The 13,421-nt window shown below is 58.9% G+C and carries 14 protein-coding genes and 2 pseudogenes; 8 read left to right on the top strand and 8 right to left on the bottom strand.

What is annotated here, in order from left to right; genetic code table 11:
• Genes U5O12_RS11375 through U5O12_RS11365 form a run of 3 tightly spaced genes read right to left on the bottom strand, consistent with a single transcriptional unit; the run spans window position 1 to window position 2,764 of the window.
• Window positions 1-1,071: a glycosyltransferase family 1 protein gene (locus U5O12_RS11375; RefSeq protein WP_322578750.1), complete on the bottom strand. Its 1,071-nt coding sequence runs from the start codon at window positions 1,069-1,071 to the stop codon at window positions 1-3.
• Complete coding sequence (locus U5O12_RS11370) at window positions 1,068-1,937, bottom strand: UDP-2,3-diacylglucosamine diphosphatase (RefSeq protein ID WP_322578749.1); 870 nt, start codon at window positions 1,935-1,937, stop codon at window positions 1,068-1,070. The genes U5O12_RS11375 and U5O12_RS11370 overlap by 4 nt, the downstream gene beginning before the upstream one ends.
• The gene (locus U5O12_RS11365) at window positions 1,937-2,764 is read right to left on the bottom strand and encodes a GNAT family N-acetyltransferase (RefSeq protein WP_322578748.1); all 828 of its coding nucleotides are present in this window, start codon (window positions 2,762-2,764) and stop codon (window positions 1,937-1,939) included. Before U5O12_RS11365 ends, U5O12_RS11370 begins: the two co-directional genes overlap by 1 nt.
• A gap of 299 nt (window positions 2,765-3,063) precedes the next feature.
• On the opposite strand from U5O12_RS11365, the gene U5O12_RS11360 reads away from it, so the two are divergent.
• The 8 genes and pseudogenes from U5O12_RS11360 (at window position 3,064) to U5O12_RS11325 (ending at window position 9,029) form a co-directional block, all read left to right on the top strand.
• Window positions 3,064-4,107, top strand: a complete 1,044-nt coding sequence (locus tag U5O12_RS11360; protein WP_322578747.1) for an ArsJ-associated glyceraldehyde-3-phosphate dehydrogenase — start codon at window positions 3,064-3,066, stop codon at window positions 4,105-4,107.
• A gap of 1 nt (window position 4,108) precedes the next feature.
• The gene (gene arsJ, locus U5O12_RS11355; RefSeq protein ID WP_322578746.1) at window positions 4,109-5,365 is read left to right on the top strand and encodes an organoarsenical effux MFS transporter ArsJ; all 1,257 of its coding nucleotides are present in this window, start codon (window positions 4,109-4,111) and stop codon (window positions 5,363-5,365) included.
• Window positions 5,362-5,691, top strand: a complete 330-nt coding sequence (locus U5O12_RS11350; protein ID WP_322578745.1) for a metalloregulator ArsR/SmtB family transcription factor — start codon at window positions 5,362-5,364, stop codon at window positions 5,689-5,691. The genes arsJ and U5O12_RS11350 overlap by 4 nt, the downstream gene beginning before the upstream one ends.
• Window positions 5,692-5,746: 55 nt before the next feature.
• A complete protein-coding gene (locus U5O12_RS11345) occupies window positions 5,747-6,250 on the top strand; it encodes an arsenate reductase ArsC (RefSeq protein WP_322578744.1) in 504 nt (167 codons plus the stop codon).
• A gap of 30 nt (window positions 6,251-6,280) precedes the next feature.
• Window positions 6,281-7,361: pseudogene (gene arsB / locus U5O12_RS11340) on the top strand (ACR3 family arsenite efflux transporter).
• On the top strand, window positions 7,358-7,780 hold the full coding sequence (gene arsC / locus U5O12_RS11335; RefSeq protein ID WP_322578742.1) for an arsenate reductase (glutaredoxin): 423 nt from the start codon (window positions 7,358-7,360) through the stop codon (window positions 7,778-7,780). Before arsB ends, arsC begins: the two are co-directional and overlap by 4 nt.
• Complete coding sequence (gene arsH, locus U5O12_RS11330; RefSeq protein WP_322578741.1) at window positions 7,758-8,495, top strand: arsenical resistance protein ArsH; 738 nt, start codon at window positions 7,758-7,760, stop codon at window positions 8,493-8,495. The genes arsC and arsH overlap by 23 nt, the downstream gene beginning before the upstream one ends.
• Before the next feature lie 3 nt (window positions 8,496-8,498).
• Window positions 8,499-9,029, top strand: a complete 531-nt coding sequence (locus U5O12_RS11325; RefSeq protein ID WP_322578740.1) for a sigma-70 family RNA polymerase sigma factor — start codon at window positions 8,499-8,501, stop codon at window positions 9,027-9,029.
• A 151-nt stretch (window positions 9,030-9,180) separates the two neighbouring features.
• Here the strand turns inward: U5O12_RS11325 and phoB are convergent, their stop codons facing one another.
• The 5 genes and pseudogenes from phoB to U5O12_RS11300 all read right to left on the bottom strand — a co-directional run.
• Window positions 9,181-9,900, bottom strand: coding sequence for a phosphate regulon transcriptional regulator PhoB (gene phoB / locus U5O12_RS11320; protein WP_322578739.1), 720 nt, complete (start codon window positions 9,898-9,900; stop codon window positions 9,181-9,183).
• A complete protein-coding gene (gene phoU, locus U5O12_RS11315; protein WP_322578738.1) occupies window positions 9,897-10,598 on the bottom strand; it encodes a phosphate signaling complex protein PhoU in 702 nt (233 codons plus the stop codon). The genes phoB and phoU overlap by 4 nt, the downstream gene beginning before the upstream one ends.
• Before the next feature lie 17 nt (window positions 10,599-10,615).
• On the bottom strand, window positions 10,616-11,461 hold the full coding sequence (pstB, locus tag U5O12_RS11310; protein WP_322578737.1) for a phosphate ABC transporter ATP-binding protein PstB: 846 nt from the start codon (window positions 11,459-11,461) through the stop codon (window positions 10,616-10,618).
• Window positions 11,462-11,508: 47 nt separating this feature from the next.
• Complete coding sequence (pstA, locus tag U5O12_RS11305; RefSeq protein WP_322578736.1) at window positions 11,509-13,164, bottom strand: phosphate ABC transporter permease PstA; 1,656 nt, start codon at window positions 13,162-13,164, stop codon at window positions 11,509-11,511.
• Between the two features lie 18 nt (window positions 13,165-13,182).
• Window positions 13,183-13,421: pseudogene (locus U5O12_RS11300) on the bottom strand (phosphate ABC transporter permease); the annotation flags it as partial.

Genomic DNA, 13,421 nt, shown 5'->3' with positions numbered 1-13,421 from the left:
TTAAGATGACATTCGTGTGACATCTTGCGCCAACACCAATGCCCCTGTCTGTGCGCTGCGTGCTGGTACCAGATGCCCGGCAAACAGCAATGCCGCATATGCCCAGCCAAAGTGCAACGCCCGTGCTCGTGCTTCGTGGCGTGGCACGGACAGCGCGCCGTACCAAGCCTGTGTCAAATCGGCTTGTAGCACCCCACCTTGCGCCGGAGCACCCACCACTTCGTTGGGCCCTTCCACTGGGTAGGCTGCCACGGGCGTACCGCAGGCCATGGCCTCCAGCATCACCAGGCCAAAGGTTTCGGAACGGCTGGGCATGACAAACACGTCGGCTGCGGCATACACCTTGGCCAGCTCGTCGCGCGGCAACACGCCCAGCCAGCGCACATGCGGGTAGCGGGCTTTCAGGTCTTTTTCCAAAGGGCCCACGCCGCACACGATCTTGGTGCCGGGTACGTCCATCTGCAAAAAGGCGTCAATGTTTTTCTCGTACGACACGCGGCCCACGAACAGCGAGACCGGCCGCGCCAGCAGGCCCAGCGGCGCATAGACGCGCGGCTCCTCTTGGTAGGGGAAGAGCTGCACGTCCACGCCATGGGTCCAGCTGCGCAGCTTGCGAAAACCTTGTGCATCCAGCATGCGCAGCACGCTGGGCGTGGGCACCATCACGCCGGACGAGGGCTTGTGAAAGTGGCGGAACAGCGCGTACCCCATCCACAGTGGAATCTTGAGCGCCGCTTGCAGAATCTCGGGGAAACGCGTGTGGTACGCCGTGGTAAAGGCCAGCTTGCGCTTGCGACAGTAGCTGCGCCCAGCCCAGCCCAGCGGGCCTTCGGTAGCCAGGTGAATGGCATCGGGCGCACAGGCGTCCAGCATCTGCGCCAAGGCCTTGCCGGGGCGCACAGCCAGGTCGATACCCGCATAACCGGGGCAAGGCCGGGTCTTGAACAGGCCGGGGTGAATCACCTCCACCACATGGCCCAAGCCTTCGAGTTCGCGCACCAGCTCCACCAGGGTGGTCACCACGCCGTTGACCTGGGGTTGCCATGCGTCGGTAATCAGGGCGAGTTTCATGCGTGGGTTTCCTGCAGAGCGGTGGTAGCCACCGCAGTGGCCGGTGGGGTGGGCGTGCCCGCCCAATAGATGAGTTCGAGTTGGCCGTCCAGGTGCTCCACCAGCGCGGTGCGGCTCTCCACCCAGTCGCCGTCGTTGCAGTACAGCGTGCCGTCGATGGTGCGCATCTCGGCGCGGTGGATATGGCCACACACCACGCCGTCGTGGCCGCGCTGGCGTGCTTCCTGGGCTACAGCTTTCTCGAAATCGGTGACGTAGTTCAGCGCCTTCTTGACCTTGTGTTTCAGATACGCCGAGAGCGACCAGTACGGCAGGCCCATGCGTGCACGCAGGGTGTTGAGGTAACGGTTGAGCTTGAGGGTGAATTCGTAGGCGTTGTCGCCCAGGTAGGCCAGCCACTTGGCGCACTGGATCACGCCATCAAAATAGTCGCCATGCGTAACCCACAGCGTGCGGCCATCGGCGGTGGTGTGCACCGTGTCCTCGTGCACCTCGATGCCGCCAAACTGGTGGCCGACAAAGGCACGCGCAAACTCGTCGTGGTTGCCGGGGATGAACACCACACGGCAGCCCTTGCGCGCACGGCGCAGCAGCTTTTGCACCACATCGTTGTGCGCCTGCGGCCAGAACCAGCGGCGGCGCAGCTGCCAGCCGTCCACGATGTCGCCCACCAAGTACAGGTGGTCGCTGGGGTGGTGCTTCAAAAAGTCCAGTAGCGCCTTGGCCTGGCAGCCTGCGGTGCCCAGGTGAATGTCGGAGACAAACACCGCGCGGTAACGGCGGTGGCCCACCTCGTCGTCATCGGCTTCGGCGCCTGGCGCCAAACCCTGCCAGTTGGCTCCCAAAGCGTCGAAGGCGGTGCGCATCAGGCCCCCAGAAAGTGCTTGCGGTAACGCGAAGGCAGATCGGCGATGCGCATCAGCATCGGCAAGTCGGCCGAGTTGAAGTCCGGGTCCCAGGCCGGCGCTCCCAGCACCTTGGCACCCAAGCGCAGGTAGCCTTTGATGAGCGCCGGAGGTTCCACATCCAAGGTGCTGTCGAGCTGCTCAATGGGCAGCGGCAGGCGGGGTCGCACGTGGTATTCGATGGGGGCCAGATGCGTGGCTTCCACCTGGCGCCAGATGCTGGCTGCTGCATCGCCGCTGACCAAACCGTTGTGCAGCATGGGAATGCTGGCACAACCAATCATCGTGTCGAGCTGGTTGCGCACCATGAACTCGGCCAGCGCGCCCCACAGCGCCATGATGACGCCGCCATGGCGGTGGTCCGGGTGCACGCAGCTGCGGCCCAGCTCCACCATGCGTTCGCGCATGCTGCGCAGGCGGGTCAGGTCGAATTCGGTGTCGCTGTAGAAGCTGCCCACGCGTTTGGCCTGGGTGGGCGTGAGCACACGGTAGGTACCAATAACCTGGCCACTCGCCTGGTCGCGCACGATCAGGTGCTCGCAGTAGTTGTCAAACAGATCCACGTCGTGGCCTGCAATCGGGGTGTTCAAGCGTGCACCCATTTCACCGGCAAACACATCAAAGCGCAGACGTTGGGCAGCGCGCACTTCGTCCTGGTGGCGGGCCCACGACACGTCAATGCCGTTGCGCGCGGGCGCTGCCTGCAATGGGCTGCTGGTTTGCACCGCAATGGGGTGCAGTGTGGGTGCGGCCAGTGTTGGCACGGCAGCGGCGGATGTTGTTGGCATTCTTGTCCCCTTCCTTGAGCGTGATTGCACTGACCGGGAAGTGTGGGGAGCCCCTGTGACCCTCACATGGCAGCGGCATGAAGTTTTTGTGACAGAACAAACCCGCCGTGCGACGCCCCGCTACTCCAACACCGTCAGCCGCCCTCGGTAGTCATCAAGACGTCACATGAACCATCAATACTCCTGCATGAAGCGATAGCTGAATCAGGGTTTAGACGAAGTACATCGTGGAGGTTGCTTCAATGTTTTCGACAAACGCTAGAATATTTCAATAATTATTGAATTATGGAGATTTCGAAATGAAGATTGGTATCAACGGAATGGGGCGCATTGGCCGTTTGGCCTTGCGGGCGGCCATGGGCGCAGCAGAGCGGCAGTCAGACGACCCCCGTGCGGGCAACCGACTGGAGGTGGTGCACCTGAACGAACTCAAAGGTGGTGCGGCCGCCACCGCGCACCTGTTGGCCTTTGACACCGTGCAAGGCAAATGGCGCGAAAACATCCGCGCTGTGGACGACGGCACTGTCGCCATCGGCGACACCCAGCTTTCCTTCAGTGCGCACGCGAGCCCCGCCAACATTCCCTGGGGCGACTTGGGGGTAGATGTGGTTCTGGAATGCACCGGCAAGTTTTTGACGCCCGAGACCATCCAGGGTCACCTGGACCGCGGTGCAAAGCGTGTCATTGTGGCGGCACCCGTGAAGGTAGGTAATGTGCTGAACATCGTGGTGGGAGTGAACCACACGCTGTATGACCCGGCCAAAGACTTCATCGTGACCGCAGCCTCCTGCACCACCAATTGCCTGGCACCGGTTGTCAAGGTGGTGCATGAAAGCCTGGGCATCAAACATGGCCAGATCACCACCATCCATAACCCGACCAACACCAACCTCGTGGTAGATGCGCCCCACAAAGACCTGCGCCGTGCCCGCAGCGCCATGGAAAGTCTGGCCCCCACATCCACCGGTAGTGCAACCGCCATTGCACTGATTTACCCCGAACTCAAAGGCAAGCTCAATGGGCATGCCGTGCGTGCGCCGGTACTGAACGCATCGCTGACCGACTGCGTGTTTGAACTGCAGCGTGTAACCACCGCAGAGGAAGTCAATGCGCTGTTCGCCATAGCTGCCAAAGGACACCTGGCCGGCATTCTGGGCTACGAAGAACGCCCACTGGTCAGCGCGGATTACGCCCGCGACACACGCAGTTCCATCGTGGATGCACTGTCCACCATGGTGACCGACGGCACGCTGCTCAAGGTCTACGCCTGGTACGACAACGAAATGGGCTACGCCTGCCGCATGGTGGACTTGGCCTGCCATATGGAAACCGTGGGTATCTGACATGGGCGACACCGCCATCGCCACCCGCGCACCCAACCACGGGGCGCGCAACTACGCCATCGTCACCAGCGCCTACTGGGGCTTCACGCTTACCGACGGTGCGCTGCGCATGCTGGTGCTGCTGCACTTTTACAAGCTGGGTTATTCGCCGTTTGCGCTGGCGTTTCTCTTTTTGCTGTACGAAGCGGCCGGCATTGCGGCCAACCTGATCGGCGGCTGGCTCGCCACACGCTACGGCATTGCCCGCATGTTGACCGTGGGTCTCACCACACAGATCACTGGCTTCCTGCTGCTCTCTGCCCTTTCACCCGACTGGACCGCCACCCTGTCGGTCGCCTGGGTCGTGCTGTCGCAAGGCGTGTGCGGAGTGGCCAAGGACCTGACCAAAACGGCCAGCAAGTCCGCCATCAAACTGACGGCGGGTGAGGCATCCGGGCAACTTTTCAAATGGGTGGCGTTCTTCACGGGCAGCAAAAACGCCATGAAGGGCATTGGCTTCTTTCTGGGTGGTGTGTTGTTGGAGGTGTTGGGCTTTCGCGTATCACTTTGGGTAATGGCTGGGTTGTTGGCTTTGGTTCTGCTGGGTGTGGTGTTCTTTGTACCCAAGCTCATGGGCAAAAGCAAAGCCTCCAAATCCGCCAAAGAGTTGTTCGCCAAGAACAATGGCATCAACCTGCTGGCCGCTGCGCGCGTGGTGCTGTTTGGCGCGCGGGATGTGTGGTTTGTGGTGGGCGTGCCCGTGTTCCTGTATGCGTCTGGCTGGTCGCGGCCCATGGTGGGTGGCTTTCTGGCGTTGTGGACGATTGGCTACGGTGTGGTGCAGGCCATGGCGCCCATGATCGTGCGCCGCAGCAGTGATGGATTAAGCACAGAAGTTCCTGCAGCCCGCCTATGGTCTGCGCTACTAGCTATTATTCCGATAGCATTGGCAGTGGTGGTTGTGGTCAACCCACCTAACCTCGAATGGCTGGTGGTGGGAGGACTCGGTCTCTTTGGCTTTGCCTTCGCCGTCAATTCCTCCGTGCACTCCTATCTGGTGCTGGCCTATGCAGGCTCCGAGAAAGCCGCCGAGGACGTGGGCTTCTATTACGCGGCCAACGCGGTCGGGCGCTTTCTAGGCACGCTAATGTCAGGCCTGCTGTACCAGTGGGGTGGCTTGTTGTACGCGTTGGTGGGCTCTGCGGTCATGCTGCTTGCATGCTGGCTCATCACGCTGGCCCTGCCGATTGTCAAACCCCTGGAAAGGATTGCCCCATGAACGAACAAGACGTGGTGCGCGCACTGGCCGCATTGGCCCAGCAGTCGCGCTTGCAGATCTTTCGGCAACTGGTGGTGGCGGGGCCAGGAGGCATGACGCCCACCCGCTTGAGCGAGGCCCTAGGAATATCGGCGACTGCCCTCTCCTTCCATCTCAAAGAACTCACCAACGCCAATCTCATTACACAAGAGCGCGACGGTCGCAACCTGATTTACCGCGCTGCATTTGCCACCATGAACGAATTGCTGGGCTTTTTAACCGCGAACTGCTGCGAAGGCCAGGCGTGTGAAGTGGCGGAGGACACTGTGGTGTGCACCACCTGCTAATCAACTTCTTCTCTCCCATCCAACGTTTTCTCCATCCGATCTTTTAGGAGTCCCCATGTCCAAAACCCACATGAATGTTTTGTTTGTCTGTACCGGCAACTCCGCCCGCAGCATCATTGCCGAGGCGCTGATGAACCAACTGGGCGGCGGTCGCTTTCGCGCCTACAGCGCGGGCAGCCACCCTGCAGGGTTTGTGAACCCCAAGGCGCTGGAACTACTGGAGCGCAACCGCTTTCGGACCGGTGAGTTGCGCAGTAAAAACTGGGACGAATTTGCAGCGCCCGACGCACCGCAAATGGACTTTGTGCTCACCGTGTGCGACAAGGCAGCTGGTGAAGTGTGCCCGGTGTGGCCCGGCCAGCCCATGTCGGCCCACTGGGGTGTGGAAGACCCCGCTGCCGCGACGGGCACACCCGAGCAAATCGACAAGGCGTTTGCTGACGCCTTCATGGTGCTGCAGCGGCGCATTGCACTTTTCCTGAACCTGCCCATTGAAAAGCTGGAAAAGCTGTCACTGCTGGCGGAGTTGCAAAAAATCGGCAGAGTCACCAATGATTAACGTAGTTGCGTACAACCCAATGGGCCATTGATGAGCGACGTATCCAAAAAACTCTCCTTCCTCGACCGGCACCTAACGCTGTGGATCTTCAGCGCCATGGCGCTGGGCGTAGGGCTGGGCTATTTCGTGCCGGGCGTTGAGGCACTGATCAACCACTTTCAGTCTGGCACCACCAGCATCCCCATCGCGGTGGGGCTGATACTGATGATGTACCCCCCGTTTGCCAAGGTGCGCTACGAAGAACTGCCCAATGTGTTCCGCGACTTTCCGGGTGTTGGGCTTGTCGTTTGTGCTCAGTTGGGTGGTTGCGCCCCTGCTCATGTTTGGGTTGGCCGTCGTCTTTGTGCCGCAGTACCCCGACTACATGGTCGGCCTGATCCTCATCGGCATCGCACCCTGCGTGGCCATGGTGATTGTGTGGAATGACCTGGCGAAAGGCTCCACGGAATATGCGGCGGGCCTGGTTGCGTTCAACTCGATTTTTCAGGTGCTGTTCTACAGCGTTTATGCGTGGTTTTTCATCACGGTATTGCCCCCGTTTTTCGGACTCGCCGCCACCAGCGTGCCGATCTCGATGGGGCAAATAGCCATTACGGTGCTAACGTACTTGGGCATTCCCTGCGTTGCGGGTTTTTTGACGCGCTTTGTCATGCTGAAGTTCGTATCCAAAGAGTGGTACCACACGCGCTTCATCCCCAAGATAGCACCTGTCACCTTGGTCGCTTTGCTGTTCACCATCGTGGTGATGTTCAGCCTCAAGGGAAAACTCATTGTGTCCATCCCGCTGGACGTGGTGCGCATAGCGATTCCGTTGTTGATCTACTTCTTGGCCATGTTTTTGTTGACTTTTTTTGTGGCCAAACGCATGGGCGTGGGTTACCAGAAGACAGCCACCTGTTCATTCACAGCCGCCAGCAATAACTTTGAATTGGCGATCGCAGTAGCCATCGCAGTCTTTGGCATCGACTCCGGTGCTGCATTCACTGCAGTCATCGGACCGCTGGTAGAAGTGCCGATCATGATTGCGCTGGTAAATGCCTCGTTCTGGCTGAAAAGCCGGTACTTTGTGGCTGAAAGTCTGTCACCTTCAGCAAACGGGCATGCGCAATGAGCGATATAACCATTTTTCACAACCCCGCCTGCGGCACGTCGCGCAACACGCTGGCGATGATTCGCAACAGCGGCGTCGAGCCCACGGTCATTGAATACCTCAAGACCCCGCCTACCAAAGCCCGCCTGCAACAACTGCTGGCCGCCATGGGCACCGGCCCCCGCCCGCTGCTGCGCGAAAAAGGCACGCCCTACGCAGAGCTGGACCTGTCCAACCCAAAGTGGACCGACGACGAGCTGCTGGACTTCATGCTGGCCCACCCCATCCTCATCAACCGCCCCGTGGTGGAAACGCCTCTGGGCACCCGGCTGTGCCGCCCGTCTGAGCTAGTGCTGGACATCTTGCCCCAGGCCCAGCAAGCCGCCTTTGCCAAGGAAGACGGCGAAGCGGTGGTGAATGACAAGGGCGAACGTGTCTGAACTGACCCACACCCTGCCCCAGCTGGAGGCCGCGCACTTTCGGTTGCCTGATGCCGCCACGCTGCGCCCTGCCACGCCCGCCACCCACGCGCCGCGCATTGCACTGCTTTACGGATCGCTGCGTGAACGCTCATTCAGCCGTTTGTTGACCGAGGAGGCCGCGCGCCTGCTGCAAGCCATGGGCGCCGAAACGCGCATCTTCAACCCCAGCGGCCTGCCCCTGCCGGACGACGCGCCGGACACCCACCCCAAGGTGCAAGAGCTGCGCGAGCTGACACAGTGGAGCGAGGGCATGGTCTGGACCTCGCCCGAGCGGCACGGCGCCATGACCGGCATCATGAAAGCGCAGATCGACTGGATCCCACTCAACAGCGGCGCAATGCGCCCCACCCAGGGCAAAACGCTGGCGGTGATGCAGGTCAGCGGCGGCTCGCAAAGCTTTAATGCTGTGAACCAGATGCGCGTGCTGGGCCGCTGGATGCGCATGGTCACCATCCCCAACCAGAGCTCGGTGGCCAAAGCGTTTATGGAGTTTGGTGACGACAACCGCATGAAGCCCAGCAGCTACTTTGACCGCGTGGTGGATGTGATGGAAGAGCTGGTGAAGTTCACGCTGCTAACCCGCGACGTGTCGCCGTATCTCGTGGACCGCTACAGCGAACGCAAAGAGTCGGCCGAGCAGCTGATGAAGCGGGTAAACCAGCGCAGCATCTAAGCCATGAACTGCCTCACCCAAGCCTGGACCCGGCACGAACCCGAGCTGCGCGGCTGGGCGCGCCATCGCCTGCACAACGCGGCTGATGTGGAAGACCTGCTGCAAGACTTGTTTCTCAAGGGCCTGCGCCAGGGCGAACGTTTTTGCTCGGTGCACAACGCCAGAGCCTGGCTGTTTGAAGTCGCCCGCAACACGCTGGCCGACCGGCTGCGGGTGGCGCGCAGCACGGTCGAACTGCCAGACGACCTTGCCAGTCCGGAAGACGAGGCCGAGACAGTAGACACACTCACGGCCTGCCTGCCACGGGTGCTCTCAGAACTGTCCGCCGAAGACCGCGAGGCCATCACCCTGTGCGACCTGCAGGGCCTGCCGCAAGCCGACTACGCCCACGCCAAAGGTATCACCCTGAGCGCAGCCAAGTCGCGCGTGCAGCGCGCACGGGTGCGCATGAAACAGCAGATGACCACGGCATGCCAAGTGCAGCTGGACACGGCAGGCCATGTGCAGGACTTTGTACCCCGCAAGCCGCTATAAAGCGATTCAAAATTGCTCTCATTTCAGGAGCGGCTCACACACTATCCATGGCCTGAAGTGCCAATTTGAGCATGAACTCGGAAGAGGAATTTTCTGTACTATGACTTGGCTCAGTGCTTCTGTTTGCCTTGAATTGAATAGCCCAAGAAGACTACGCCAAATCGGTAGCTTGGGGCAGCTTTTCCGGCGAGACGGTGAGCCTGTATCCCACGCCATGCACGGTTTCAACCATGTTGCCAGCCTGTTCCAAAGACTGGCGCAAGCGCTTGACATGAACGTCCACGGTGCGCTCTCCGATATAGACATTGTCACCCCACACCTTGTCCAACAGTTGGTTACGACTGTGCACCCGCTCGGCGTTACCCATTAGAAAGAGCAATAGCTTGAACTCTGTGGGCCCCATCTTCAGTGAACGGCCATCAAGCAGGACTCTGTGTGTTAGCGGGTCAAGGCTCAATTGCCCAACACTGAGGGGCTCCTGCACAGGCTCGGGTTTGGTGCGCCTGAGCACTGCGCGGATGCGTGCAAGCAATTCTTTCACGGAAAATGGCTTGGCAATGTAGTCATCTGCGCCGACGTTTAGGCCTGCGACACGATCAGTTTCCTCTCCGCGCGCGGTCAAAATAATGATGGGGATTTTTTTGGTTCTCGGGGCCGATCGCCAGCGCCTGGCGAGCTCTAGTCCACTTTCACCCGGTAGCATCCAATCGAGCAGTATCAAATCTGGCAAGGACTCGTCCATAGTCAGCTTCGCCTGGACACCGTCCATGGCCCAGGTCGACCGATATCCGTTGTGGCGCAGGTTGATAGTGATGAGTTCGGCAATGGCTGACTCATCCTCCACCACAAGTACCGAGGGCTGGCGTCTCATTTGGTGACAGCTTCAATCTTTTCCATACTGGTGTGCCGAACATCTTCACCCTTGACCACGTAAATGACAAATTCGGCAATATTCTTTGAATGGTCGCCAATGCGCTCGATCGCCTTGGCCAAAAACAACAGATCCAAACTGGGGGAGATCATGCGCGGGTCCTCCATCATGTATGTGATGAGCTTGCGCACGAAGCCATCAAACTCGGCGTCGATCAGTGAATCTTCTTTCAAGATGGCCACGGCTGCAGTGGTATCAAGGCGCGCAAACGCGTCCAAGGCCTTATTCAATAAACCGGATGCGAGGTCGGCAGCCACACGCAGCTCTAACGAAGGCAGCGAACGCGGCGCACCGCTTTGAATGATGGAGCGCACCATACGCGCAATCTTCTCTGCCTCATCGCCCACGCGTTCCAGATTGGCAGTGGTCTTCGAGATCGCAATCAGCAAGCGCAAATCGCGTGCAGTGGGCTGGCGTCGGGCAATGATGGAAGACAGATCGCGGTCAATCTCAATCTCCATTGCATTGACGCGGACCTCATTGGTAGTAACCTCATCAGCCACTTCCACACTGAATTGCGAAAGAGCATAAATGGCCCTGCGGATTTGGACCTCAACCAATCCGCCCAACTCCATGACTTGTGATGAAACCGACGTAAGTTCAGCGTCGAACTGCGTAGACAGGTGTTTTTCTGACATAGCGTAGTACCCCTTTTTTAGCCGAATCGGCCAGTGATGTAGTCTTCGGTTTCTTGGCGGGTCGGCCGCATGAAGATTTCTTTGGTTTCCCCGTACTCAATAAGCTTGCCGAGGTACATGTAGGCGGTGAAGTCTGACACCCGAGCTGCCTGTTGCATGTTGTGCGTCACGATGACAATCGTGAACCTGGTCTTGAGTTCGTGCAGAAGCTCTTCGACCTTTGCGGTGGCAATCGGGTCTAGCGCCGAGCAGGGCTCATCCAGTAGCAGCACTTCTGGCTCCAACGCTATAGCACGCGCTATCACCAGGCGTTGTTGCTGGCCACCAGAGAGACTCAGGCCGCTGGTATCCAAGCGGTCCTTCACCTCATCCCAGAGCGCGGCACCGCGCAAGGCTTTCTCCACCGTTTCATCCAGTTGGTTGCGGTCGTTGATGCCGTGCAAGCGCAATCCATAGGCTACGTTCTCAAAGATCGACTTGGGAAACGGATTGGGCTTTTGAAACACCATGCCAACGCGGCGGCGCAGGGTTGCTACATTGACTTTGCGGTCGTAAATGTCGTTCCCATCAATCAGTATCTTGCCTTCAATGCGGCAACTGTCCACCAAATCATTCATGCGATTGAAGCAACGCAGCAAGGTGGACTTGCCACAGCCGCTGGGGCCAATAAAGGCCACCACATGGCCCTTTGGGATGTTGATGTTGACTCCATGCAGGGCCTGGTTGCTGCCGTAGAAGAGATTCAAGTTCTGGACAGCCAGGGTGGTTTCAAGGTCTTCCAGCCGCTTCGGTGGCGCGTCACTAGAGGCAAAGCTGGTGGCAATACGGATACCGCCTGGAAGGCTTTCGGAGTTACTTGACATAGTGCGGTTCTCTTCGGGTTTGATAAGTGAAAGGGTTGCGCTGGACATCACACTGACTCCAAGCCGTGGAATTTCTCCCGCATCCGGTTGCGCAGGCGTATGGCCGCCAGATTCAAGACCATGATGACGATCACCAACAGCAAGGCCGTCGCGTAGACCAAGGGGCGGGCAGCCTCAACATTGGGACTTTGGAATCCCACGTCATAGATATGGAAACCCAGGTGCATAAACTTGCGCTCCAAGTGCAGGTAGGGGAAGAATCCATCCAATGGCAGGGTAGGTGCCAGTTTGACTACCCCCACCAGCATCAACGGTGCCACCTCACCGGCTGCGCGGGCAATTGCCAAAATCAAACCCGTCATCATGGCCGGCCCTGTCATGGGCAAAACTGTGCGCCACAAAGTTTCCGCCTTGGTTGCACCCAAGGCAAGACTCCCCTCGCGCACCGAGCGCGGCACACGCGCCAACCCCTCTTCGGTCGACACAATCACCACCGGCAGTGTCAGCAGCGCCAGCGTCAACGAGGCCCACAAAATGCCGGGGCTTCCGAAGGTCGGCGCGGGCAATGCCTCCGGGAAGAACAACTGGTCAATATTGCCACCCAAAAAGTAGACAAAGAAGCCCAAGCCGAACACGCCGTACACAATAGACGGCACACCCGCCAGGTTGTTCACAGAGATACGAATGATGCGAATCAATACACCCTGTTTGGCATATTCACGCATGTAAATGGCAGCCATCACGCCAAAGGGTGTGGTGATGACCGACATCAAAAGCACCATCAGTACCGTACCAAAGATGGCGGGGAAAATGCCGCCTTCCGTATTGGCTTCGCGCGGGTCATCCATCACAAATTCACCGAGCTTGCGAAAGTAGAAGCCAATTTTTTCGAACAGGGTGAGGGTATTGGCTTCGTAAACATCCGCTACCAACGCTAGCTTGATTTCAACGGGCTTGCCATCCATGACCTCGGCCACTACCGTGTCGCGACCAATCTCGTTACGCAACGCCTGGAGCGTAGTTTGGTAGCTCTCGAACTGAGTTTGCAACAGCTTGCGGCGTGCCTCCAGATCGTTCTTGAGAGCATCGGTCACCTGCCCTTTGAGTTCGGCCCGGCGCTGTTCGAAGCGCAACTGCTCCAGGTTGAAATTTACGCGGCCAATGTCGTATTTCTCGATCTTGTAAATCTGCTTAAACAGTGCGTCCGCCCGTTCGAACCGTGCCTTGAGCTCAGGAAAAATCTCAGGGCCGCTGGCCACAACTTTTCCATCTTCCTTAATTTCCTTGAGGTGGCCATAGAAGTTTCCCCACTCGCGGCGCTCAATGGTGATGACATCCTTGGGATAGGTCAACTCGCCGATCAGAGGCTCGGGGTACCACTTGAAGTCAACCCCGGTCACGTCGCGGTTGCCAAGTTTGATCAGCAAGCGATTGACAAACGCATCGCTCGTATTGATCTTGAAGCCGGCTTCGGTGAGGCGCCGCAAGGCCACTTCTTCGCGTTCACGGATTTCACCAATCAAGCGGGTGGTACTTCCGTCACTCTCAACAAAAGTGGTCTCCATGACGGGCTTTGGCCAGAAGTGACCTAAGCCCCGCAGTGCGGTTAGTGCCAGCACCCCGGCCACCGCCAACACACATATGGCTGTGGCGCCAGCGGTGAGCCAAATCCATGGGGAGCCCGAGTTAAACCAATTTTTCATACAGTTTCTCCGCTTGGATCAAATGGTTTGGTATTTTTCGCGGAGGCGCTGGCGCACAATTTCTGCGGCAGTGTTCACGACGAAGGTAAAGGCAAACAAAACCAGCGCGGCCAAGAACAGCAGGCGGTAGTGGGTCTCACCAACCCCAGCTTCTGGCATCTCCACGCCAATGTTGGCCGACAGGGTGCGAAAGCCGGAGAACATGCTGAAGTCCATAACCGCCGTGTTGCCTGTGGCCATCAACACGATCATGGTTT

Source organism: Rhodoferax sp. (genome assembly GCF_034519335.1).
Classification (GTDB): domain Bacteria; phylum Pseudomonadota; class Gammaproteobacteria; order Burkholderiales; family Burkholderiaceae_C; genus Allorhodoferax.
Note: the sequence above shows the minus strand (reverse complement) of the source record. Positions and strands in the feature narration are given on the sequence as shown.